General features: G+C 36.4%; 19 protein-coding genes and 2 pseudogenes. 8 read left to right on the forward strand and 13 right to left on the reverse strand.

The window, feature by feature from the left end; genetic code table 11:
• The first annotated feature begins 121 nt into the window (after window positions 1-121).
• Window positions 122-796, forward strand: a complete 675-nt coding sequence (locus PSI06_RS16775) for a response regulator transcription factor (protein ID WP_273604416.1) — start codon at window positions 122-124, stop codon at window positions 794-796.
• Window positions 793-2,202, forward strand: a complete 1,410-nt coding sequence (locus PSI06_RS16780) for a sensor histidine kinase (RefSeq protein ID WP_273604415.1) — start codon at window positions 793-795, stop codon at window positions 2,200-2,202. The genes PSI06_RS16775 and PSI06_RS16780 overlap by 4 nt, the downstream gene beginning before the upstream one ends.
• A gap of 18 nt (window positions 2,203-2,220) precedes the next feature.
• Here the strand turns inward: PSI06_RS16780 and PSI06_RS16785 are convergent.
• Window positions 2,221-3,366, reverse strand: a pseudogene (locus tag PSI06_RS16785) (IS3 family transposase).
• A gap of 756 nt (window positions 3,367-4,122) precedes the next feature.
• Between PSI06_RS16785 and PSI06_RS16790 the strand changes: the two are divergent.
• From PSI06_RS16790 to PSI06_RS16800, 3 genes are all read left to right on the forward strand, one after another.
• On the forward strand, window positions 4,123-5,187 hold the full coding sequence (locus tag PSI06_RS16790; RefSeq protein ID WP_273604414.1) for a replication initiation protein: 1,065 nt from the start codon (window positions 4,123-4,125) through the stop codon (window positions 5,185-5,187).
• A 360-nt stretch (window positions 5,188-5,547) separates the two neighbouring features.
• Window positions 5,548-6,744, forward strand: a complete 1,197-nt coding sequence (locus PSI06_RS16795; RefSeq protein ID WP_054983786.1) for an AAA family ATPase — start codon at window positions 5,548-5,550, stop codon at window positions 6,742-6,744.
• A 6-nt stretch (window positions 6,745-6,750) separates the two neighbouring features.
• A complete protein-coding gene (locus PSI06_RS16800) occupies window positions 6,751-7,746 on the forward strand; it encodes a hypothetical protein (protein ID WP_273604413.1) in 996 nt (331 codons plus the stop codon).
• A 310-nt stretch (window positions 7,747-8,056) separates the two neighbouring features.
• Here PSI06_RS16800 and PSI06_RS16805 read toward each other — a convergent pair whose 3' ends face one another.
• Genes PSI06_RS16805 through PSI06_RS16850 form a run of 10 tightly spaced genes read right to left on the reverse strand, consistent with a single transcriptional unit; the run spans window position 8,057 to window position 16,087 of the window.
• Window positions 8,057-8,773 (reverse strand): hypothetical protein, encoded by a 717-nt coding sequence (locus tag PSI06_RS16805; protein WP_024605195.1) that lies wholly within the window; start codon window positions 8,771-8,773, stop codon window positions 8,057-8,059.
• A complete protein-coding gene (locus PSI06_RS16810) occupies window positions 8,770-9,510 on the reverse strand; it encodes a hypothetical protein (RefSeq protein WP_024605196.1) in 741 nt (246 codons plus the stop codon). Before PSI06_RS16810 ends, PSI06_RS16805 begins: the two co-directional genes overlap by 4 nt.
• A complete protein-coding gene (locus PSI06_RS16815) occupies window positions 9,497-9,850 on the reverse strand; it encodes a cupredoxin domain-containing protein (RefSeq protein ID WP_024605197.1) in 354 nt (117 codons plus the stop codon). The genes PSI06_RS16810 and PSI06_RS16815 overlap by 14 nt, the downstream gene beginning before the upstream one ends.
• On the reverse strand, window positions 9,843-11,156 hold the full coding sequence (locus PSI06_RS16820) for an ATP-binding protein (RefSeq protein WP_024605198.1): 1,314 nt from the start codon (window positions 11,154-11,156) through the stop codon (window positions 9,843-9,845). The genes PSI06_RS16815 and PSI06_RS16820 overlap by 8 nt, the downstream gene beginning before the upstream one ends.
• 26 nt (window positions 11,157-11,182) lie before the next feature.
• Window positions 11,183-11,842, reverse strand: coding sequence for a response regulator (locus PSI06_RS16825; protein WP_273604412.1), 660 nt, complete (start codon window positions 11,840-11,842; stop codon window positions 11,183-11,185).
• A gap of 7 nt (window positions 11,843-11,849) precedes the next feature.
• On the reverse strand, window positions 11,850-12,497 hold the full coding sequence (locus tag PSI06_RS16830) for a tetratricopeptide repeat protein (protein ID WP_182195747.1): 648 nt from the start codon (window positions 12,495-12,497) through the stop codon (window positions 11,850-11,852).
• Window positions 12,498-12,518: 21 nt separating this feature from the next.
• Window positions 12,519-13,289, reverse strand: a complete 771-nt coding sequence (locus tag PSI06_RS16835; protein ID WP_273604411.1) for an SDR family oxidoreductase — start codon at window positions 13,287-13,289, stop codon at window positions 12,519-12,521.
• On the reverse strand, window positions 13,286-13,975 hold the full coding sequence (locus tag PSI06_RS16840) for a TenA family transcriptional regulator (protein ID WP_273604410.1): 690 nt from the start codon (window positions 13,973-13,975) through the stop codon (window positions 13,286-13,288). Before PSI06_RS16840 ends, PSI06_RS16835 begins: the two co-directional genes overlap by 4 nt.
• Complete coding sequence (locus PSI06_RS16845) at window positions 13,968-15,437, reverse strand: AMP-binding protein (protein ID WP_273604409.1); 1,470 nt, start codon at window positions 15,435-15,437, stop codon at window positions 13,968-13,970. Before PSI06_RS16845 ends, PSI06_RS16840 begins: the two co-directional genes overlap by 8 nt.
• Window positions 15,434-16,087, reverse strand: coding sequence for a thermostable hemolysin (locus PSI06_RS16850; RefSeq protein WP_273605045.1), 654 nt, complete (start codon window positions 16,085-16,087; stop codon window positions 15,434-15,436). Before PSI06_RS16850 ends, PSI06_RS16845 begins: the two co-directional genes overlap by 4 nt.
• A gap of 1,953 nt (window positions 16,088-18,040) precedes the next feature.
• On the opposite strand from PSI06_RS16850, the gene PSI06_RS16855 reads away from it, so the two are divergent.
• A complete protein-coding gene (locus tag PSI06_RS16855; protein ID WP_273604407.1) occupies window positions 18,041-19,183 on the forward strand; it encodes a replication protein A in 1,143 nt (380 codons plus the stop codon).
• A gap of 190 nt (window positions 19,184-19,373) precedes the next feature.
• On the opposite strand, the pseudogene PSI06_RS16860 reads toward PSI06_RS16855, so the two are convergent.
• Both PSI06_RS16860 and PSI06_RS16865 read right to left on the reverse strand, forming a co-directional pair.
• Window positions 19,374-19,784: pseudogene (locus PSI06_RS16860) on the reverse strand (TonB-dependent receptor domain-containing protein); the annotation flags it as partial.
• A gap of 464 nt (window positions 19,785-20,248) precedes the next feature.
• The gene (locus tag PSI06_RS16865; protein ID WP_273604406.1) at window positions 20,249-20,521 is read right to left on the reverse strand and encodes a hypothetical protein; all 273 of its coding nucleotides are present in this window, start codon (window positions 20,519-20,521) and stop codon (window positions 20,249-20,251) included.
• 333 nt (window positions 20,522-20,854) lie between these two features.
• On the opposite strand from PSI06_RS16865, the gene PSI06_RS16870 reads away from it, so the two are divergent.
• Both PSI06_RS16870 and PSI06_RS21725 read left to right on the forward strand, forming a co-directional pair.
• Window positions 20,855-21,793 (forward strand): tyrosine-type recombinase/integrase, encoded by a 939-nt coding sequence (locus PSI06_RS16870; RefSeq protein ID WP_273604405.1) that lies wholly within the window; start codon window positions 20,855-20,857, stop codon window positions 21,791-21,793.
• Between the two features lie 351 nt (window positions 21,794-22,144).
• Window positions 22,145-22,783: a DNA replication terminus site-binding protein gene (locus PSI06_RS21725; RefSeq protein WP_369128029.1), complete on the forward strand. Its 639-nt coding sequence runs from the start codon at window positions 22,145-22,147 to the stop codon at window positions 22,781-22,783.
• Window positions 22,784-22,793 lie beyond the last annotated feature (10 nt).

Here is a 22,793-nt window from a genome sequence, read left to right on the forward strand (position 1 = left end):
AATCCTGATGATAAACTTAATAATGGCTATACTATAAAAACTTAAGGAAGCCTTAAGTAAAACTTAAGTTATATAGCGTAACCTAGTGATTAAGATGTATTTTCAGGTGAACAAATAGAACATGAAGTTATTAATAATTGAAGATTCAGGGTCACTGCGACGTAGTTTACGGGTTGGCTTAACAAATTTGGGCTTTGCGGTGGATGAAACCAGTGATGGCTCACAAGGGTTGAGTATGGCAATGACAGGTGAATATGAGCTTGTAATACTTGATATTATGCTACCTAGTATCGATGGCATCACTGTACTGCAAACCATAAGAACAAAACAGCTTGATACTAAAGTTTTAATTTTATCCGCAAAGCAAGAACCTGAAGACCGCGTTTTAGGGCTTCTAACCGGAGCGGATGATTACCTCACTAAACCTTTTTCATTTGATGAACTTCACGCTCGACTCTTAAATTTAATGCGTCGTGGTGGACTAAAAATGGTCAGTGATATTATAGTTATTGATAATTTAGCCCTGAATTTACAGTTAAAACTGCTAAAAGTTTCTGACAACGTTATTGATTTAACACCCAACGAGTACAAAATTGTCGAATGTTTATTTAGCAATCAAAATAAAGTGTTTAGTGCGGAAAAGCTAAGTACCTATCTTGCAGGACGGTATGATTTAATATCGAAAAACTCGATTGAAGCCCATTTATCATCTGCTCGTAAAAAAGTAAGAGTTGCAGGGGGAGAGCTACCAATTCAAACCAAACGTGGCTTTGGTTATATTGTGCAAGGGCAATGATGAAATCTATTCGCAGTAAACTAGTAATTACTCTCTCAGTAACTATAACAGGGTTAGTTTTATGCATATTGTTGGCCACTGATATTGCTGTTGATAGCTGGATAGACAATGAGTTTGATCGCAGCCTGCAATCTAAAGCAGGTATGTTAAAGACCTTAGTAAATAAGACCGATAATGGTTATTCCTATAATTTTTCCAGTGAGTTTATGCCTGAGTTCGCAGGAGAAGTTGAGCCCGAATACTTTCAAATATGGAACAAAGAAGGTACCTCCATCCGCTCAAAAAGTTTAGATTTATTTGAGGTTAAAAACCTACCATTTGAAAACTTGGAAATTGGCGAATCAAAAATACGACCTATTCAACTACCTGATGGTCGGGATGGCCGAATTTTTTACAGTCGTTTTATACCACAAGTAAAAGATAAGGCATCAGTTGACACCTCTAAAAAGACAGACGCTGAGTCAATGATTTTAGCTTATACAGCATCCTCTGAGGAAGTTGATTTTGTACTTTGGTTGATTGACGTTATTTTTATAGTCACGACAATTACAGTTATTGTATTTATTCGATTGTTTGTCAGAAAGGCCATAGATACATCACTTGCGCCATTAGTACAATTAAATAAGGATATCAGTCAGTTAAGCATTGTCAGTGAAGGCTCAGAGATATTTATAAAAGAGCCAGTTAAAGAGCTCTTGCCAATTGTCGAAAGTTTAAATGCCTTTATTAAAGAGAACAGGCAACTTTACCTAAGAGAGAAGCGCCTCACATCAGATATTGCCCATGAAATTAAGACGCCCATTGCCGAACTAATTAATATGGCAGAAGTCTCCATACGGTTTCCAAATGAAAAAGAGCTCAATGATGACTTTAAGCCTGAAGCTTTGAAAATAAGCCTGAGACTTAAAAATATAGTCTCAAATTTATTGCTATTACATAAATACGGGGGAGGTAAGCTGAACAAGCGAGATGCCTGTGATTTAAATCAAGTTATAAGCAGAATACTGGAAACCCATGATTTATCGCGTGTAAATTTGCAGTTGGATGAAAATGCACCAGCAATTATGAGCAACTTGTTTGCCCTTGAATCAATTTTTAGCAATTTAGTTAACAACGCGAAACAATACAGTCCACTCGATTCAAAAATTTTAGTCTCCACGAGAGTTGTAAGGGATAAAAACTTAATATTATCAGTTACTAATTCTCTTAATGAACCTTTGAATGCTAGCGATATAGACCAATTATTTGACCCATTATGGCAAAAAGACATTTCAAGAACATCGATTGATAACTTTGGATTAGGGTTATCAATCGCTAAGACGCTTAGTAAAGCAATTGATGCGCAATTAAGTGCGAAAGTTAGTGACAAAAAAATTACATTTTTTTTAGTCTTAAACAAGGATTAGTGGATTTCACAGCTTTCACTAGACAGTTTTTAACTCAAAATAATACGCTTCTTCAAACTTAGCTGGTGAAACACTGCCTATATGTGAGTGGCGCTTTTTTGGATTGTAAAACATTTCTATAAAATTGAATATCTCAGCTTTCGCATCTTCACGTGTCGAGTATATCTTACGCTTAACTATTCGCTTTTTAATTGTTGCAAAAAAGCTTTCAGCGACCGCATTATCATGACAGTTCCCAGCGCGGCTCATCGAAGACACAAGATTATGTTCTTTCATAAATGCGAGATAGTCAGCGCTACCGTATTGACTACCTTGATCACTATGCACCATTACCTCAGCCTTCGGTTGACGTTGATATACAACCATCAACAATGCATTTATAACAAGGTGCTTGTCCATACTTTATCCATCGTCCAACCCACAATACGCCTAGAGAATAAGTTCATTACTGTTGCCACATATAAAAAACCTTCATAGGTTCTTATGTAAGTTTTGTCGCTCACCCATGATTGATTCGGAACTGGCGGGTTAAATTGGCGCGCTAATAAGTTATCTGCAATCCGCGATGTCTTACCGCCTTTAATATGGTGACGCTCATACCCAATTTGCGCTTTAAGCTTATGTTGCCGCATGATCTTAGCGACACGATTTACGCTACATTGCTCACCGGCTTCACGCAAGTCTGCATGTATCCAAGGGCTACAATATGTGCCGCCACTGGCTACATAAAATTCTTTAACCAGTTTCAACAAACGATTATCTTCAAGCGCTCTATCGCTTAAAGGTTTTTTAACCACGCATAAAAACCACTGCGATGCAGTTTAAAAAGGCGGCACATCGCCGTGATAGAAAACTCATCTTGGTGACCACGAATGAAGCCGTACTTTACTCGGGGTTGCAGGCAAAGTACCTTGGGACCTTTTTTAAAATATCCCGCTCCTCCGTGACACGTTTCAATTGTGCTTCTAATTTAGCGATCTTCAATTTTTCATCGGATGATTAAACGGCTTTAGGTTTATCTGATAACTGACTCCGCCAGTGGTATAAGGTTTTGGTAGAAATATCTATACGTTCAGCGACTTCTGCGACTGAATACCTGCACTCAGTAATTTGTTTAACAGCTGCTTCTTTAAACTCTTGGCTATAACGTTTGCCTTTTCTCATAAAACACCTAATGAGTTACAATGTAACTCATTAGGTGTCTAGCAAACTATGGGAAGTCCACTAATTAATGATTATACCACTGCCTTCCTTGCCATATAGCTATGTTCAAGAGAATATTAGAGCGACAGCCAGAAAATATTTAAAAGCAGACGACAAATAACAGAAAATTATTTATTTGAATTTTTGCAACTCGCTCTAAGCTGCCTACCATATAAATAAATAGTAGATATGGAAATGCGTTCCACATTGTGGAAACAGGGTTATCATTACATAATTCTGGCTGAATACACCAGAAATATGTATTTACTAATGAATTCTCCCATTAATACACCATAAATATGTAATTTAAAGCTATGAACTTTACATAATTATGGTACTAAAACTAAAAACACCATTATTTTGTACTCTATATTCACATAAGACTTAGTTTAAAGGCTTAACAACCATATTGAGATAACATAATTATGGTGTTTTTCATCAAATGACGAATATTAGCTGCTAGCAAATGGTGTTCTATAATCTTAGATAACATAATAGTGGTATAAAAACACCATTATTATGTTGTTTATAAAAAACAAAAAATAACAAACCATTGAAATGTTAGCACTTTTAATAAACAATTAATTTTATTGATTACATAAAGCTGGTAAAAAATACCAGTTTTATGTAAAACAATCGATTCAAATACACAAAACTGGTGTTGTTGACCAGTATTGTGTATTTTAAGTTTATTGATTACAGCTTTCTGGTGTGCAAGTGGAAAAAAAACTAAACCCAAACCCAATTTCTCGTTCAAATTTACCTAAACATATAAAACAAGGGCATAAACTTGTATTCAGCCGCAAGGACTTGTCGCAAAGAGAAGCCGATTTATTTGCACTGATGATGGCGCAAATGAAAGATTCCGATTGGGAAAAAAGCACACCACAGTATACATATACAGCAAGCCAGCTATCAGAATGGTTGAATATCAGCTCTAAGCATGTTGGCAGTATTTTATCTCCTGCTGCTGAACGACTTGCAAGCTACAAAATAGGTATAAAAGTAGAGGGGACCTCTGGCGACTTTGAATTTGATTACAAACCTCTATTTAAAAATATTAAGTATAAGCGAGGCGTGTTAACAATGGTGCCTAACGACATGCTTGAAAGTGAATATATTGAATATAAACAAGGATTTGCATTAATAACTACAAGAACATATTTAGATATAAAACAAGAATACGCAAAAAGATTGTACGAAATTTTAAGCCGATTTAAAAAAGACGGTTATGAAATGCATTACATTGCAATTGATGAGCTGAAAGGGCTCTTTGGTTTACTCGATGAAAGTGGGCGGCTGAAAAAAAATAAAAGCTCTTTTAAAAACAATGGCGTATTCATGAAACGCTGCGTAAGAGATAGCATAGAAATCTTACGTGGGCACCCTATTGCTCGTAAAGAATTTTTATTTCTAGAAAGCGAAAGTAACGACATTGGTTATGAATTAAAAACTCAAGGTAAGAAAATTTCTGAAATAAAATTTCTTATTAGATGGCTAAATAAAGGTACTACTGAAGAATTAAATACTCATGATGCGCTTAATACAGTAAAAGAACTTATTTCTAAGCAATTGATTCAAAAGGAAAAGCTATCCCCAGCAGAACTAACAAAATTAATGTTTGCTTACAGGTATTTAGGTCAGGATGCAGAAGCTAATAAAGTTGAAAAAGCTTTAAGTACTCACTCTGCACTCAATAAAAATAAAGAAAACGATAAAGAAAAACAATTAAGAGAAGAGGTGTCATCGTTGATTGAGTTGACTAAGAACATCGATTACTAGAATACACCATAATTATGTAGTCTTAATACCAGTTTTTTGATCAACAACACCACTTTAATGATCCCGAATACCAGTTATATGATCAGCAATACCAGCTAAGTGATCTTAAATACCATATAACTGATCTTAATTGGCTTGTTAATTGTTAATAATCAATAAGTTAGAAGTTCTATAGTTTAATAGTGTTTATATTTTAAAATAGGAATAATAGAATTTATAGTATCTGTGTATAAGTGCATAACATTGAAATACATGAGAATTATGAAGTGTACTATTTATTTAATTTAATGTTTACAAACTTATTCATATGCAGCATTATATGGAAACTTTTAAAAAAGCTGCACATTTCAAGGTAAGTTGATGGATGACAGAATACTAAAAATAGCCACTAGGGCAAAAGTAACCTTAGAGGCATTGTCTGAAAAAATTACAAATTCTCAAATAGAATTTGATGCTGAAAAATATGAACCTACTTATTCAAAATCTGCAGTTGCAAACTTACCAGAATTAGCCAAAGCAAAAGTTGATAAGGCTGTAGCTGAGATGGAGCAAAAAGGCTATCAGTTCCAAAAAAAACCAGCAGGTTTAAATAACGTTTATAGTATGGGACATAAAGATATTACCGCTATTTATGAACACAGAGGTGTTCCTAAATACCGTGATAAATTTAAAGAAGCCCATACAATTTTCCTTACAAACCTTAAAGGAGGCGTTGCGAAGACGGTCTCCAGCGTGACTCTCGCTCACGGCTTAAGGTGCACCCCTGCCCTACTTCACCATGATTTGAGAATATTAGTGCTCGATCTAGACCCACAGGCAAGTGCAACAATGTTTATGAAACATGACCTTTCTATTGGCGTTGTAGATGAAACCGTTGCGCAGGCGATGCTACAAAACGTAAGCCGTGAGGAGTTGTTGGAAGAGTTTGTAAAACCAACGAATGTATCTGGCGTGGATATTATACCTGCCTCTATTGAGGACGCATTTATAGCCTCTCAATTCGAAAAATTAGCAAGTGAGCATTTACCTGGACAAAATATATATGATGTCCTGCAAGAAAATATAATTGATAAGCTAAAACATGATTATGATTTCATTTTTATTGATTCAGGGCCTCATTTGGATGCATTTTTATTAAACTCTTTTGTTGCCGCCGATACATTTTTAATACCAGTTCCCCCAGCTCAAGTTGATTTTCACTCGACTTTAAAATTTATGCAAAGGCTCCCTGAACTTTTCGATATGACCGAAACAGCAGGAAGCGAGATTAAACTTAATTCGATATTTGGATATATGGCTAAAATTGCAAGGAAATCTGATCATGCTGATGCCCAGAGCCTACTTCGTGAAGTTTGCGGTGCAGATATGCTAGATACGTCATTGCCATTATCCACTGCATTTGAACGTTGTGGTGAGAGTTTTGGTACTGTTTTTTCAACTAATCCAAAATTTTATCCTGGCGACAGAGACGCGTTGAAAAAAGCGCGTTTAAAGGCTGAGGAATTTACACGTTCAGTATTTGACACAATTACGTTTAATAGAAAAAACAAAGGCTAGACCACTATGAACACAAAAAAAAGAGCCGTGATCGGGCGTAAGGTTACAACTACTAATCTAGATGAGCTTATTACAAAAAATAGTGGAAATAATATAGTTGAACGTTCACCTATTTCTGAACGAGACATTGAATGGGAACGCGTTGAAATTGAAAGCCAGGATGTTTTAAATAAATGTAGAAAGTCGATTTATAATAAACGATCTTTTAAAGATTTATCTTTAGCATCTGTGCTCGATATTTATCATTCGATAAAATCTACAGGCGGTAATACCGAAGCCGTAAGAGCTGAACTTGTTGATGGAAAGTATGAAATCCTAGGTGGTCTTCGTCGTGCTTATACTGTTTCTCTTTTACCAAACACTAAATTAACTTTGGTTGTAGCCAAAAATTTAACGGAAGAAGAACGTGCTCATTTTGCATTAGTAATGGATGAATACTCAGAGCCTAGCTATATGGATAAAGCACGCTCTATTAGTGAGTTAAAGGATAAACTCGAAAAAAGAAATGGTATAGAGCTGACAGGAACAAAACTTTGCGAAATTTTGGGGATGAAAAAAAGCAACGTGTACTACGCGTTAAGCTTTTCAAATATACCTAACGACATTATAAAACTGTTCCCTGCCCTAAAATTTATATCTACTCCATTTCTACGAGAATTAGTAAAATACAATAAGGACGGTTATTTAGATCATTTAGCTTCGCATTTTAAAGCAATCGAAACATCATCCCTCACAGGTAATGAGTCTAAAGAAGAGTTAACAGAAATAGACGAATATTTGGAAAAAGAATCTAAAAAGTTACAACGCGATATTTTAAATAAAATTAAAAATGATAAAACTGAAGGTGAAACTGATTATAACGGTAAATTTAAAGAGCTTATAAAAAGCAACGTAAGAGGTGTAAAATTTACGACGAAAAAGAATGGTGTGAATATTTCAATAGACGAGTCCGAAGTGAGTCCAGATATATTAGAAATGCTTTTGACCAGCTTTAACTCTTAGCTTTACCAACATAACCTTTATTTAAAAAGCCTTTTCCACATTGTGGAAAAAGCTTTTTCCTCAAATTAGAGTTACCTGCGAATAATGTAAATACGTTTTTAGCATGAATACTTATCAATATCCCCCAACTTACCTCCCTTTTTTAGCATTAGTAACATATATTTTTCCTAAACGAATATCACCACAATAAACCACAATGAGGTGAGGCTTTCCTCAACTGCGTACGATGAAAATTTTTAATTAAATCTGAGGCTTGTTATATTTAAAGTGACAACCAAGCTAATTAAAAGGGCACTTATAAAGCGTGTAATTAAAATTCAAATTCTAATGCGAGCCTAAAACTATGGTTTTTTTCTGATTGGCTTATCTCAGTGATGAAACCTGCTTCCCACTTTAATTGCTTTTGCCCATCAAAGCGCTGTAAACCTATAAAACCAGGCCCTATACCAACAAAGTCTTCACCTACGTACACCTCAATAGATGGCTGAAAAGCAGAACGATAGCGATAGCGATATTGCGCTCTAAACTCGCTTTCCCATTCATTTTGTATATCCTGCCCCCACTCGTAAACCAAAAAAGCATTCATAGTTAAGCTTGTTTTGCCAAACTCTTTTTCGATCACAAAACCCGAAGTTGCTTCATACACATCTTCATTATGTTTTTTTTCAAGCTCAAATAATGCCCCCCAATCAGCCCATAATTTACCTTGCTCAATTAATTGCCAGCGTAGTTCAAGCTCATAAGCTTCTAAACCAAAGTCGCCGTTGTCATCTCGCTCACCAACTAAGTAGCCTTCTAGTGCCATTGTATCGTTAATAGCTCCACCACCACCCAAACGCTGCGCTAGTATGTTGCCACTATCTGTTTGGTGCGACACTAATCGCCACTCAAACTCACGCTCAAAAGGCAAAACATAGGGGTGATATACCTTATCAACAACAATACCATCGGACTTTGCTTGGATTGAGAATACCAACAAACAAAGAGCGGTAAAACTAAGCGCTAAATATAGGTTGAGTGCTTTCATACACGTTCCTTAGTTATTGAAGCTGGAATTACGTAACAAAGTAATAAAAATAATACGCTGCTTGTACTATATATAAGTACACTCATTAAATCAGGAGTGGCCTCGTAACCAACAAGAGCACGCAATACGCGGCCTAGCTCAGAGTTTTCGTTTAGCAAATCACGTAAATCCCACACTGTTGAGGTGTTTGTAATTAAATCTATTTGACTTGCCAAATCCAGTGCAACTAATAACTTAGCCGCGCTGTTAAAAGCAAGCAAAGTAAAAAGCGGATACATACCAAAACGGTGCTTAATTGCATTTATTAAAAAGTACAGCAATACGCTAAAACTTAAACAAATTCCAACACCTAATAAAGTGCCAATAAATAAGCTTTGCCCTGCATCATTATTTTGCCAAAAACTGGTGAGGTAAATAATATAATGGCTTAAATAGAGCGTTATTGTGCTTATAACTGCGATATAAAATGCCGCTGACTTTTGCTTTAGTGCAAATACCAATACAGCAATAAATATAGTGATACATAGCCCTATTTGTGAGTACTCTAACCCTTGGTGTTCAAACCACTGGCTCACCCACGACGCACTTTGCATGTACAAAAACGACATGAGCGCGCCAATTAATAAAGCAGACCCTATTTTTAAAGAGCTCTGTTTTTTAACTACTTGTAGTAGCACTAATAAAATAGCCACAGGTAGTAATTGATTAAGGCTCATGACTAAACTAGTTATTAGCATGCTTCGCCTCCTCATCACCAACTATTACAACGCCCCTTGCTGTATTGGGCGAAAACTCACCAAAAAATTCGTAATACCCTTTACTAAGCGGCCCTATATAAATAATGCTTTTACGGTTTGGGTAGAGTACTTTTTCTCTGTTTAGATCAAAGCTATCAAACTCTTCTGGTGTGCTGTCTTGGTTTTCTATCAATAGTTTTACTTTTTTATTCGCGGGAATGGTAATTTGCGAGGGATAAAACAAATGATCTTTTAAAATAATAAGGTACTCTTTACTCGCCGCGTTAAACGACAAAAATAGCAAACAACAAAGGCACCGATTAAATAAACGTTTAGTCACTTTTTACTCCTGTAAAAGTAACCTTAACGGTTAGCCCACCTAAAGGGCTATTCGCTAAATGAATACTTGCGCCATAAATAGCAATTATATGTTGTACAATCGCCATACCTAAACCAGCACCTTGCTCGCCTGATGGATGCTGATCACCTCCTACTCGATAAAAACGATTGAATATTCGCTCTTTTTGTTCTTCAGTCATACCCGCACCAGAATCATCAATTTGCCAACTAAAGCCGTCATTACTTGGTACTAATTTAATTATAATCTGACCATTTTTGGGTGTGTACTTTATGGCGTTGCTAAGTAAATTAGCGATGAGTGTGGTTAATGTAAACTCATCACCATTAATTACAAAATCATCGCCTTCAAGACTAATGGTTTGGTTTTTTTCATCTATTTTGTCGTATTGCTCCGATACGACTTGCTGAGTAATCGTTAGCGATGATTGTTCGCTAAATTGCCTCTGCCATTGTTCAGGCTGAGTGCGTCCTAAAATTAGCATTTGCTCAACAATATTACTTAAGCGATTAATGCCTTGCGACATAGCTTGTAATTCTTGATGGTCTTGCAGATTACTTTGTTTATTAGCCAAATTATGTACATTAATTTTTAAACTACTAAGCGGGGTACGTAATTCGTGAGCTGCATCTGAGGCAAAAAAGCGCTCCCGTAAGTAGGCAGTTTCTACGCGTTTAAATAAGTCGTTTAAACGATTAATAACCGGTTTAATTTCCTCGTCGGTTACTTGCCAGTTAATTGGCGTAAAGTCGTTCGCTTGGCGAGACGCCAACTGCTTAGATAATCGAGTAAGAGGGGCTAATGCGTATTTAACGAAAAAGCTAATAAAAATAGCAAGCAGAGGGACTGCCCATAGCATAGGTAACATTGCAGATAAAATAACGGCTTCAGCTAATTCAAACCGCTTTGACATAGGCTCAGCAACGATGACTTTACGAGTATTTTTTCTCATCACAAACACTCGCATACGCTGCCCTGCTACATTGGCAGTTTGAAAGCCCTCGCTAAAACTAATTTGGTTATTCGTTAAACTCGATGAGCCGCTAAGTAAACTATTGTTTTGCCAGATTTGATACAACAACTGAGCACTATTATTGCTTACCTGTACTGCATTTGTGCTTAGTGCTAATGGTTGCTCAATTAAAACGCCAGCCACTATTTTAAGTTCATTATCAAGCAAGTTTTCGCCGTGGCGCATGCTTTTTTGATAGCCTTTTACTAATGCTAAAAAGCAAGTAAGCACCATCATTGAAAGTAAAATTAAGGTCAGACGTTTACGAATAGACATTTTCAACCTCGAAAGATAAACACACCCTAACGCTTACCAACCACGTAGCCAATGCCACGTAAGGTTTTAATAAAATCGCTAGGGAATTTTTTACGAAGATGATGAATATGCACCTCTATGGCATTAGAGCCAACTTCTTCACCCCATTGGTAAAGTTTGTTTTCGAGTTGTTGTTTTGACTGTACCCTTCCCTGATTTTCCATTAGCGCTTTTAAAAGCATGTATTCTTTTCGAGGTAGTGTAAGTGACTGCCCACTTAGTTTAACTGTATGAGCAGAGGTATCCATTACTACATCACCACAGCGCAATAAGCTTGACTGAGTTTGGTTAATGCGCCGGCTTGCTACACGTAATCGAGCAAATAGCTCAGCGGGGTCAAACGGCTTTGCAAGATAATCGTCTGCTCCCATATCTAGCCCTTGGACTTTGTCATCAATACTGCCGCGAGCAGTTAAAATAACCACTGGTATAACTTTTTTTTGTGCTTTAATATGCTTTAAAACTTGCGAGCCATCGCCATCAGGCAATCCTAAATCGAGAATAACAAGTTCAATCTCACCACTAGAAAGGCACTCCAAGGCATATTTTACAGTGCCACTGTGCTCTACGCTGTAGCCCTCTTGGCGCAAAGAGCGGATAAGCCCTTGCGCCACTAAATGATCATCTTCAACGAGTAATAAATGCATTATGTGTTTATCTTTTTAATTTTTTATCTACTTTTTCCAATAGCTGACTTATTGCTTGTTGACGATATTTATCTGCTTTCGCACGAGTATCACGAATTCCCGCCGCTTGTGCTACAAGTAGTCGTGCTCTCGCTTCTTTATAATCGCCTTCGTCATACAAGTATTCACCGTATAAGTAATTAGTATCAATGCCTTCGAGATTAAAAGCTAGCGCTTGTTTAAATAATTTTTCAGCTTTGTCGTCATCACCAAAACCAATTGGCCAGCCAGGTACTTTGCTATAAAGTGTTGCTAGGCTAGCGTAAGCTGAGCCATTGAGTGCAGTGCCATCAATCGAGAGTGCATTTTCGAGTGACGCTTTTGCTTCTTTTGCTAAACCAAGTGCGCCCAAGCCCCCTTTTGCGCCAGCAAAGCTGGCTAACACAATGCCATTCCAAATATGTGTCTGCGCCGAACCTGGATAGTTTTTAACAAATAGTGCACTTTGCTCACTTAGTTGAGTAAACGCGTCTATTTGTGCATCGTCTTCAAGTTCGTAATTAGCAATTGCCCACTTTTGTTGAATATCGGTTAAGTCTTGCGCTTCATCTGCGTGTACTGCAGTCGCAAATACAGAGGTTAGTATTAAATAAAATGCGAGTGTAAATTTATACATAATTTTGCCCTTGTGTGTTTGTTAACTTAAAAAACGTTTAATTTTAGGAAGTTGCTTTGCAATAGCGTTATCAACAACGCTTGGGAATACGCCATTTATGCGTGCAAATAATTTTTCAGGAAAACCAACAAAGCGCCTTATTTGGTTTGAACTTATAAGTACTAATAACTCTTGAGCAACTAATTCTGGCGAGTCCATTTTATTGCCGAGCTCTTTATTCATTGCCCGCGCTTTACTGCTATTAATAGATGTATCTGTTGCTCTTGGTGCTAAATAGGTCACTTTAATGCCTGAGCCGTTAAGCTCACGAGAGAGCGCTTCTGTAAAACCACGTAAACCAAATTTACTGGCGCAATAAAGCGTTTGAAACGGGTAGCCAATACTGCCAAACGATGATCCCACGTTAACAATGGTGCCTTTGGTATACGCTAACTGCCCTAAAAATAGCTGGCATAATTTAATAGGCACCGACAAATTAGTAATGAGCATATTATCTATTTGCTCATTACTTGTGTGCTCAAGGCTTTGCATTGTATTTATACCTGCATTATTAATAAGTAATTTAACGCCGCCGAGTTGCTTGGCTTTTATTGCTAGGTTAATACGTGTTGTATCGTCGGTTAAATCGCCCGTAAATATTTCACTGTCTGGGCATGCACTGCGCAGTTTTTCAAGGGCTTGGGTATTTCGCCCTACAAGCAGTAACTTCCACCCTTTTGCATATAGGGCTTTAGCAATCGCTTGCCCTATTCCGCCTGTTGCACCAGTTAATACACATAAAGAACTACTCATGCCAATTGGCCTTGTGCACGTGCTTTAAAAAATGGTTCGTCATCGAGTCCACGAAATATATCGCCATATAAACGATAAAAGCGCTTTGCACCATGAAGTATGGCTTGTTGATCCGCCTCGTCTGTTATTTGGTTCATAAGGTTTTCAAAAAACTTTACATGCTCTACATCAAGCGCGCCGTGAGAGGTTAAATAACTAAATGCTTTTTTAGGTAAGCCTACAGCATTTGCAATGTTTGAAGCTGCGCCATCAGCAAGTGCTATAGAAGTGCCTTCAAGCACATGCACCATGCCAAAAAAGCTCAACGGATTTTTACGTGCAATGGAATCGTACGCATACGACACCATCATTTCGGTAGCAAAGTGCGGCTGACTACACCGTACTGTTTCTTTGTCAAAACCACAGGCTGCAATATCATTAAGTACCCACTCTTGATGACCAATCTCTTCTTCAATATATTCTGCAACGGCTTCGCGCAACCATTCTTGATCGTCGGTTAATCGTGCACCAACCGACATCATTAATGGCACAGTGTGCTTCACATGGTGATACGCTTGCGCTAAAAACGAGGCGTATTCTTCAAGTGATGCTTCGCCTTTAAAAACACGCTGGATAATCGGCGCTGCAAGCAGGTAGTTTTGCTCTTGTTTAGTTTGCTCTTTAAGGGTGTTAAAAAAATCACTCATTAATTACTTCTCCAAGTCGGTAAAATTGCTCAAACACAGCATGGTACTGCTTACTTATGGCATCTCGTTTTGGGCGATTATTTGTTGTTAATAATCCTTGTTGCACACTTAATGGGGCAGCTAAACGATGCCACTTTTGAATTCGAGCATAGTCGGGTAGTTGTTTATTAATTTCGTTAATGTATTGCGCTAACACAGGGTTACTTAGCTTTGTATCGGCGTAAATAATGGCACTCAGAAAAGGTCGCCCCTCACCAAACACAACCGCTTGTAAAATACCGCTTTGACTGAGTAATAGTGATTCAGGCCACTCGGCACTGATGTTGCGACCCATGCTGGTAATAATTAGGTTTTTTAATCTTCCTTTAATAAATAAGGTATTTTGACGCTGCTCAACTAGATCGCCGGTCGCATACCACTGCTTTTTGTTGTGAGGTTGATGGTTTAAGTAACCTAAAAACAAATCGCCTTTTATAAAAAGCTGACCATTTTCAATTTTGGTTTGAATATGAGGTAACACAGAGCCGGCACTGTGGATGTTATCGTTTGTGGGTGCATTTAAACTAACGACAGATGCTGCCTCAGAAAGTCCATAACCTTGGTACACCGGTAAGTTTAAGCTTCGCGCTTTTAGTATTAGCATTTCGCTGACAAGCGCACCACCTACTGCAATAAACTGTAACGAACTAGGCGGTTGCCAACCATCTTCTGCAAAAGTAACTAAGCATGCTAATAGTTCAGGCACTAAAATAAGCGTATTTGGCTTAACTTTATCAATAGCAGCTATAAGCTGTGCGGGCTGTTTTAATGCAGTACCAACAAAGCCTAATTCATTTAACGGCATTAAATGCACTGTACCGCCACTTTTTAAAGGGGCATACACACCGGCTATATTTTCAAGCAATACAGCAAGCGGTAATAAACACAAATGAACAGGCTTTTTAATGTTAATTTTATCGCACAGAGATTGAGCTACCTGCATTTGACTCTTTGCAGATAAACACACGCCTTTTGGTTGCCCAGTCGATCCTGACGTAAATGTTACTTTTTGAGTTTCTGGAAAATAACTGACGGCTTTAGCTACAACGATTTCGTAAATATATAATGTGTAAAGCTCAAATAAAGTAATAGATGCAGTCGGCTCCCCAAATAAAGGGGTTACCGTGTCACTAATAAATAAATTAGCGCCGCATTGTGCTAGTACATATTGGGTCTGTTGTTCACTAAAAAAGTGAGCAATTGGCACAGCCACTTTATTAGAAACCGCAGCAGCGGCATCAATAACAAGCCAAGCTGGCGTATTATCGAGCTTATAAGCGATACATTTGCCGTTAAAGCTTTGTAGTACTGTTACTACGTTTTGTATTTGCTGGTTAAATTCACCACTGTTAATTTCACGTGTTAGATCTTTATTATGGGCAATAATTAATGGCGATACTGAATGTGTATTATAGTAATTCATACATTCACCAATGCGTTTACCAACGAATTGATATTTGAGTGGTTTTGCTGCATTAAACTATAAAGCATTGGGGTATTTAATACTTGTTGATGAGCTTGCTCTAAGCTCACAATACATACTGCTGGTTGGTTAGCGTAATAGCTGCCCCACTTTAATGGGTTCTCAACTACAAAGCTGCTAGCAAGTGCAATTTCAGTACACGTAACACCCAGTAAGCGCAATAAAGCACGCACTTTGTTGGTTGCACAAAACACTAACTGTTTTGCCCCTACACTTTGCAGAGCCTCGTTAACAATAATAAAATGCGCAAGTGTTGCCCTACGATTTGTAGAGCAAAGATTACCAAGTTCAAAAATTTTATTGCGAGAAATGCTTTCCTCTAAAAAATCTTCAACGGGTGATGCTAAATATTGCTCAATAAACAATGGCGAAGTTGCTTGCCTTAGCCCTAACGTGCATTTTCCTTGCTCGGTAACATATTGGCAAAGTAGTGGCATAAAAGAAGTAAGCTTAGCGTTATACGCAACTAAAAAACCTTTTTTCACTGTATTTTCGAGATTTTTCCGATGCGCATCATTAATACGAGCACTAATAAACTGACTTTTATTTTGTGTTAAATCTAATGATGTAGAAATGTGGGCTAACTGCATAAGCTCGCTCGTTTAAACTTGTTTATATTCAGAATTTAAATCTAACGAGCGAAACTTAAATAAACCTTAAGGTAAGTTGATTAAAATGAGAATTGCTAAATAGGGCTGTTGATCTTTACAGATTAAAGTTCATTCAAGCTAGGAGTTACTTCATCGCTATACAAGCAAGGTTTGTAACTTAGAGTGTTAAGTAAAACTAAGCAAAGCTTGCTTCCCATCTTCATCACCTTTGCTCTGGTCTAATTACATTGGACAATGCCTTATTGGCATAATGTTACATTATTGCATATTTATAAGGAATAACCGCACAATTTAGACTTCACTTTGTCTATATACCTAACATATAGGTGTAAATTTAACCTGAGAGAACAACATACCTTATTATTAATATTTGATTAAAGCCTTGAATTGTTTGACCTTTGAATTAGTACTACTGGGCTTCTAAGCCACTCATTTTAATGAAATTATGAGGTTTAATTTGATATTTAAATATATTTAACGACTTATCTCGCTTATGATTTATGAGACAGGGTGCGTTGTTTAGTAGCTGCCTTAGTAAATATACCATTTCTAGATACGATGGCTCCTATATACTTTTTTATCATTAAGAAATAATGCTAGCTTATACGTAATTTACTCTTAAGGATAATAGTAAGGTTAATATAGTTAAATAATAGGTATAAGATTAGAGGGTAAGTTATTTTTATAAGTTATTGAATTTACAATGCTTTAATTACTTTTGTAGATCAATAAACCTCTATGTATGGATCATGTTTACACTATGTTTTAGATCCGGTTTCCTCTATGTATTCTTTAAAATCATATAATTACACACAAGTTATAAACACACTTACCCCCAAATATGTGTTTTAGATCAGATTTCCATTATGTTTGCATTCGATGTTATCCCCATAAGCCAACTTCTTTTGACCTAAAAACATGGTGTAGATCTGATCTCCATTATGCTGAGATCGTTATTTAACTAGGTAAAATAACGCTTATCCACAAGAGTTTTCTAATTTATCCAGTATCAATGTATTTTATTGAGTTTTACCATAACCATATGAATTTATTTCGAAGGTAGGCTTTCATCAACTATTTATAGCTATTTCATTACCGTAGATAGTCAATACAGCATTATGATAGTGAAACTATTTTTCCTAAATTAATTAGCCTCAGATCACTTTACCTCTATGTAATTTGTTATCAGCCAAATTATCACAGATCAATTTTCCTCTATGCTTAAATTTAGGTCTAGTTAGCAAAAATCATCGATTTATATTTAAACGGTTAAGTTAGGTGATAAATTTGAGGGTTACAAAATCAGCTTAGATCGCTTTTCCTCTATGTTGGGTGTTCGATGATAATTAATCCAGATCGATTTTCCTCTATGTTTGAGACTCCCATAGAAGTAGTCGTAGGGCATTATGGATATTATTTTATTAGCTTAAGTTTCCTAATATTATTTTTTAAAAGAGTTACAGATCAATATTCCTCTATGTATAAAAACTGATTGCGAAAGAGGGAAGGTTAAGCAAGTTAATTCTGAACGCTTGGTATAGGGATGTGCTTGAGTAAAGAGGTTCAGATTTCCTCTATGTTCTTTAATTACATATGAAGTAGATGTCTTAAATTAAACACATCATTGTTTATTAGGTAAAAACCAATAACAGAAGAAGCTTCAAGTTTCTATTATGCAGTATAGATCAGTTTTCCTCTATGTTAGTGCTATAGATGCTTACTGAAATTAACAAGTAGACCTCTGAAACTAGAGTAAAAAAAGCAGCTTAAAAATAAAAAATCTATATTGATAACTCATAAACTCATTTTGTTAAATTGTATTTAGGTTTTTATTACACTCAGATCAATTTTCCTCTATGTTTCATAGTTGCCGTAATCTATGGGTTATGAGAACCTAGGGGATAAATATAATAATAAGCAGGGTTTTGCTTAATGGCCACAAAGTACATTTCGTTGAGTAATCTTCCTGATACTATTAAAAACGAAATTAAGACAATTCAAAATGCAAATCAAGTCGAGCAATTGTCACTTTTCATTGATAATCAAAGTACGTTGTCGGGCTTTGAAAACTCTATTTCAAACACTTTTAATGCGTATGACTTGTGGTCTCGTTTTATACGTAATCAGCGTAAACTGGTAAAAATTAGTGAAGCGCCTAATCGCGTTGTTGTATCACGAAGTATTTCTGATAAGTTAGAAGGGGTTACGTATGAAGGCAAACTGGAAATAGCCCCTGCGCTGATTGTGGGAAAAGACGAAGATTATTTTGCTTGGCCCTCAGATAGAGAAGAAAAAGTAGAAAGGGCACTTATTCGTTTAGCTAGCCAAGGTAAAATAGCAAAAATTTCCGGAAAAATGGGCGACAGATATGCGGTATATTTTTCTATTAAAGAAATAGCTAACGAGCTGAAGTCTGTTAATCAAACCCTATCATTTGCAGAAATAAAGCAAGCACTTCAAATACTCAAGGGCAGTGAACTCAACTTTAAATACCAAGTGACCAATCAAGCGGGAGAGCAGCATTATAGTGAGTCTAAAATGAATTATTTAAGCTCTATTCATTTTAGTGGTCAGCAAGGAAAATCAACTGTTAAGTGTCTTGCTGTATTAAATGAGTTTATGTCGCAGCAGATAGAGTCTATTGGTTATAGAGGGTTTTATTTTAATCGTGCTCAATCGTTTAAAAGAACTTTATCCAGATGGCTAACTTTGAGGCTTTATCATATGTTTCGCTATGCAAGTGTAGGCAAAACGCATCACTTTTTACTAAAAAAAACCATGATAAAGTTTGGCTCCATCGACAGTGAAGATATAAAAAAATCACGACTAACAGCTATTCGTCGAGATATGGCTAATACGATGAAGGACCTGATTGAGGCCGATATTTTAGATAGCTATGAAATCGATAATATAAAGGATGATGAAGGTAATATTGTTGACTATAAATACGAGCTTTGCCCCTCAGTTTCATTCTGTGCTGAAATCTTATCCTTGAATAAGCACAATAAAAAAATAACGGAAAAAGCCAAGGTACTAGATGAGCAAGAGCTCCAAGCAAATTTTACTGAGTCTTAAAAGCAAGCTTTTTTATCGTGATACTCACTCTCAGTAAACTGTGGCGGTTATTTTATACCCGTTAATAACTGTAAATTTTTCAGTAAGTACTAATTTAGCGGCATTAAGAAGTGTATTACATATGGTAGTGAGTCACATAGAGCCACACTGCGGTATGGCTCTATAATAGATTTATCCGATTAGAAATATCTTAAAAGCGGTAACTCGCACCTAAATAGACAGTACGGCCGTTAATTGTTGTATTGTATAGACGATCATTTGAGTCTGAATATTGCTCTTCTCGTTCATTAGTTAAATTACTGGCTTCTATAGTGAGCTTTAACTTTTCATTTACTTGATAAAAAGCGGATGCATCTATGTATGTGCTGCCATGAAAACCGTTTTCGTCTTCATCGCCGTTACCCGCTTGTACCGCTGCAATATAGTCACTTCTACAAGCGGCTGCAACACGTGCGCCCCATGAGTCAGAATCGTAATATATTGTAAAGTTACCAGAATGTTCTGAAAGCCCTGGGAACGATTTATATTGATTAACACCTGAGATACCCACATTACGGTACAGCGCTTCACCATCAGCAAATGTATAATTCGCAATAATACCTAGGTTATTAAAAGGGGTTTTGTGCCCATCCCCTCGAAATGAACCTTAAGCTTATTTTTTAACAAAATTTGAATTAATAGTTACTTATGATTAATCAAAATAAAGCACATCAAGGGGTTTGTGGCTTATCCCCTCTTTTATGTTCATCAGTAATCTCATTGTGGGACGATTTACTACCCACATTTATGTTTGAAAAGTGCGTATCAAAGCGCTCCTTTCACTATTGAAATTACGCTTTAAATTATCTGAATGGCAATCGGCACACATGCCGTTCCCGTTTTGTAGAGGTTGTAGCCAATGGAGACGAGCGTTAGATTTTACATCTTCGTTAGCGTAATTGGCATACCAGTGCTGGCCGCCTAGTGATTTATCGCGGCTATCCCATGCAAAAGGAAATACTTGGTATTTGCCTTTTTCAACTTCAATTAAATACTGTTGCAGTGGGTCAAAGCCAAAAACATAACTTACGGTGTACGTTTTTTAGTACCTTGCTCGGTCAAATCAATTAAAAAGGTATCTTTTTCTTTATAAAAAACGGCTTTTTGAGAAAAGTGGGTCGCGGTTATATCATTAAAATCACCAAGCACCGTATCTTTATTGGCTAAAGCCATTGAACTTGCATGGTCTGATTGTTTCCAATCACGGGTTTGTTGATGACAAGACTGGCATTCTTCGTTAGAAAATGAATTAAAGCTGCACAAAAACAGAAAGGTTAATATTGTAAATAAGGTTTTCATATACTGTACTTTGAATCCATTAAACAGATGTTTGCAGATTAACATTTTGAGTTAACAAAAGTCATTTAATGAGATTAGATACTTTTGTAATTTAAAAAACCACTATCGCCCTTCCCCAAATTAATAGGTGTTATTGGTAAGTGAAAGCATAAAATCTATCAATTTAACATAATAATAACTAACGTAAATAAACATTTACGTTAGTTATTTAAAGAAAAATGAATTACACTTAACTTATCCCAATATATACAGGCGTAAATAAGGAGGCTATTTATCAAAACACGTTTTGAACACTTATTAAAATCTCAAACATTAACACCCCTTAAGCAAAAAATGCCCCTAGTTATTCAAAATGACGAATGCCCTGTATATGCATATATAAACTCTCTTAGGGCTGTATCATCAAAAAGTACGGCATTACGTGTACTCCATTCAATTGCACAAAAGTTAGGCCGTAGTAATTACTACAGTATTAACTGGGCACGCTTCGATAGGAATACACTGAATAGTTTGGTCGCCCTGTTAAAAGATAAGGGTTTATCTTATGAAACGATAGGCCTTTACTTATCTATTACAAAAAGTGTTTTGAGAGAAGCTTTTCTGCTGGGTCAAATAAATTCACTACATTGGGAGCGAGTTAAATCAGTTAAGCCACCTATGCTGGGGAAAAAAAAGCTGCACGCTACCTTATCGCAAAGTGATTTTGCACAGTTGCTAAATACAATAGAGGTGCTCGCACTTACTAATACAAAAAAAGTCAGAGATCAGGCTATGTTTCATTTACTCATCGGCTGCGGTTTACGCCGGTTTGAATTAGCTAAATTAAAGTTAAGTGCAATTGATTTAATCGGTAATAAAATAACTTTTGATGGTAAAGGCGGAAAAGAACGCACCGTTGCTATTCATCCCATAACGATGAGAGCACTAAAGGAATGGATGGTTATACGTGGCTATAAGGAAGGTGCTGTATTTACACGAGTCTATAAATCTGGCGAACTTCATAAAAGTGTAAGCATAAACAATACAGATGAGATTCCGCACTTTTCTTCAGAATCTATATACCTACTATGTAAGACATATGGTTTGGTATCAGCTGGGATAACTCCTCATTCGCTTAGGCGTTCGTATGCAACCTGGTTAAGTCGTAATGGCGCTAATATTCAGCATATTTCAAAGCTAATGGGGCATTCTAGTATAAAAACAACTGAGATCTACATTAAAACAGAGCAGCGAGAAATAGATAAAACTGTATTAGATAAATTATTTGTATAAAGTAATTATTTATACCATCATACTTATTTGCAGGCGATAACAACCTTTGCCATGATAAGCTTTTATTCGATACGAGCAATCATTAGTAAAGGTATAGTTGCGTTATATTAACAAAGTATGATGGTATAAAATGGATTTGTTTACTCACGTTGATTTGAACTTTACAGCCCTTAAAAATTTAACTGATAACTTTTATCAGGAGTTGCATAGCATTGAACCCCTTAGCGCTAATTGTACTATTATCCCATAAGTATATTCATCGCCTCCCACCGTCGCAGATAATCAACCAATAGAACTATCCCAGATTAGTGGTTTTACCGCACAAACCAAAATAATCAGCTCATATAAACAATTAATCCAGTAGCAAAAAGTAATGCTAAGTACCCGTTTAGATTACCGAGAGTATTAATTGTAGAAGAAAAACACACAGCTAAACTCACTTCATTTATAGAAAACTGTAATATCCATAAAGATAATATAAAAAAGGCTATTTCTTCATCAAAAATTACAGCAGAGAAAAAACGAGAAGTTATACAATCTGTAGCTCCTAATGCTATTACTTTACAGGTTTACAGACATATATTATCTCCACTAGTAAACGCAAGAAAAATTAGTTTTAGTTGGTGTAATAAATTTAGCGTTAAATGTTTTACCTATGAAAAAATGTGTGATTATCTGAATAATAGTATGAAACACCCGCCCAAAGGGGTAACAAAGAGTGAGTGGTGTTACTTTGTTGGCCAAGAACTTCATCTGGTAACACTGCGTAAAAAAGATGAGCTAATTAAAATAAAAAGGCCCCTAACACCAGCGCCTATGGCGAACATTTCGTTCATAGATAACAGACCCAGTATTTTACGCCACGCGCATTTACCTTTTATAGTCGCTAGTGATCATCTAGTAAAAATTAAGAAGTTAAAAAACCTCACCGTAAAAAATACTCAACTTAACAAAATAGAATATATGATCAATCGCCTTTACGCGTTGTGACTTTAGTTTT

The organism is Pseudoalteromonas sp. GABNS16E, from assembly GCF_028598715.1.
In the GTDB taxonomy this organism is placed as follows: domain Bacteria; phylum Pseudomonadota; class Gammaproteobacteria; order Enterobacterales; family Alteromonadaceae; genus Pseudoalteromonas; species Pseudoalteromonas atlantica.

Coding starts and splice junctions, on each gene's coding strand:
- PSI06_RS16795 (WP_054983786.1), top strand. CDS start 5,548: ATGGATGACAGAATACTAAAAATAGCCACTAGGGCAAAAGTAACCTTA.
- PSI06_RS16800 (WP_273604413.1), top strand. CDS start 6,751: ATGAACACAAAAAAAAGAGCCGTGATCGGGCGTAAGGTTACAACTACT.
- PSI06_RS16780 (WP_273604415.1), top strand. CDS start 793: ATGATGAAATCTATTCGCAGTAAACTAGTAATTACTCTCTCAGTAACT.
- PSI06_RS16825 (WP_273604412.1), bottom strand. CDS start 11,842: ATGCATTTATTACTCGTTGAAGATGATCATTTAGTGGCGCAAGGGCTT.
- PSI06_RS16835 (WP_273604411.1), bottom strand. CDS start 13,289: ATGAGTAGTTCTTTATGTGTATTAACTGGTGCAACAGGCGGAATAGGG.
- PSI06_RS16805 (WP_024605195.1), bottom strand. CDS start 8,773: ATGAAAGCACTCAACCTATATTTAGCGCTTAGTTTTACCGCTCTTTGT.
- PSI06_RS16820 (WP_024605198.1), bottom strand. CDS start 11,156: ATGTCTATTCGTAAACGTCTGACCTTAATTTTACTTTCAATGATGGTG.
- PSI06_RS16870 (WP_273604405.1), top strand. CDS start 20,855: ATGCCCCTAGTTATTCAAAATGACGAATGCCCTGTATATGCATATATA.
- PSI06_RS16775 (WP_273604416.1), top strand. CDS start 122: ATGAAGTTATTAATAATTGAAGATTCAGGGTCACTGCGACGTAGTTTA.
- PSI06_RS16865 (WP_273604406.1), bottom strand. CDS start 20,521: ATGAAAACCTTATTTACAATATTAACCTTTCTGTTTTTGTGCAGCTTT.
- PSI06_RS16830 (WP_182195747.1), bottom strand. CDS start 12,497: ATGTATAAATTTACACTCGCATTTTATTTAATACTAACCTCTGTATTT.
- PSI06_RS16840 (WP_273604410.1), bottom strand. CDS start 13,975: ATGAGTGATTTTTTTAACACCCTTAAAGAGCAAACTAAACAAGAGCAA.
- PSI06_RS16810 (WP_024605196.1), bottom strand. CDS start 9,510: ATGCTAATAACTAGTTTAGTCATGAGCCTTAATCAATTACTACCTGTG.
- PSI06_RS16855 (WP_273604407.1), top strand. CDS start 18,041: ATGGCCACAAAGTACATTTCGTTGAGTAATCTTCCTGATACTATTAAA.
- PSI06_RS16850 (WP_273605045.1), bottom strand. CDS start 16,087: ATGCAGTTAGCCCACATTTCTACATCATTAGATTTAACACAAAATAAA.
- PSI06_RS16845 (WP_273604409.1), bottom strand. CDS start 15,437: ATGAATTACTATAATACACATTCAGTATCGCCATTAATTATTGCCCAT.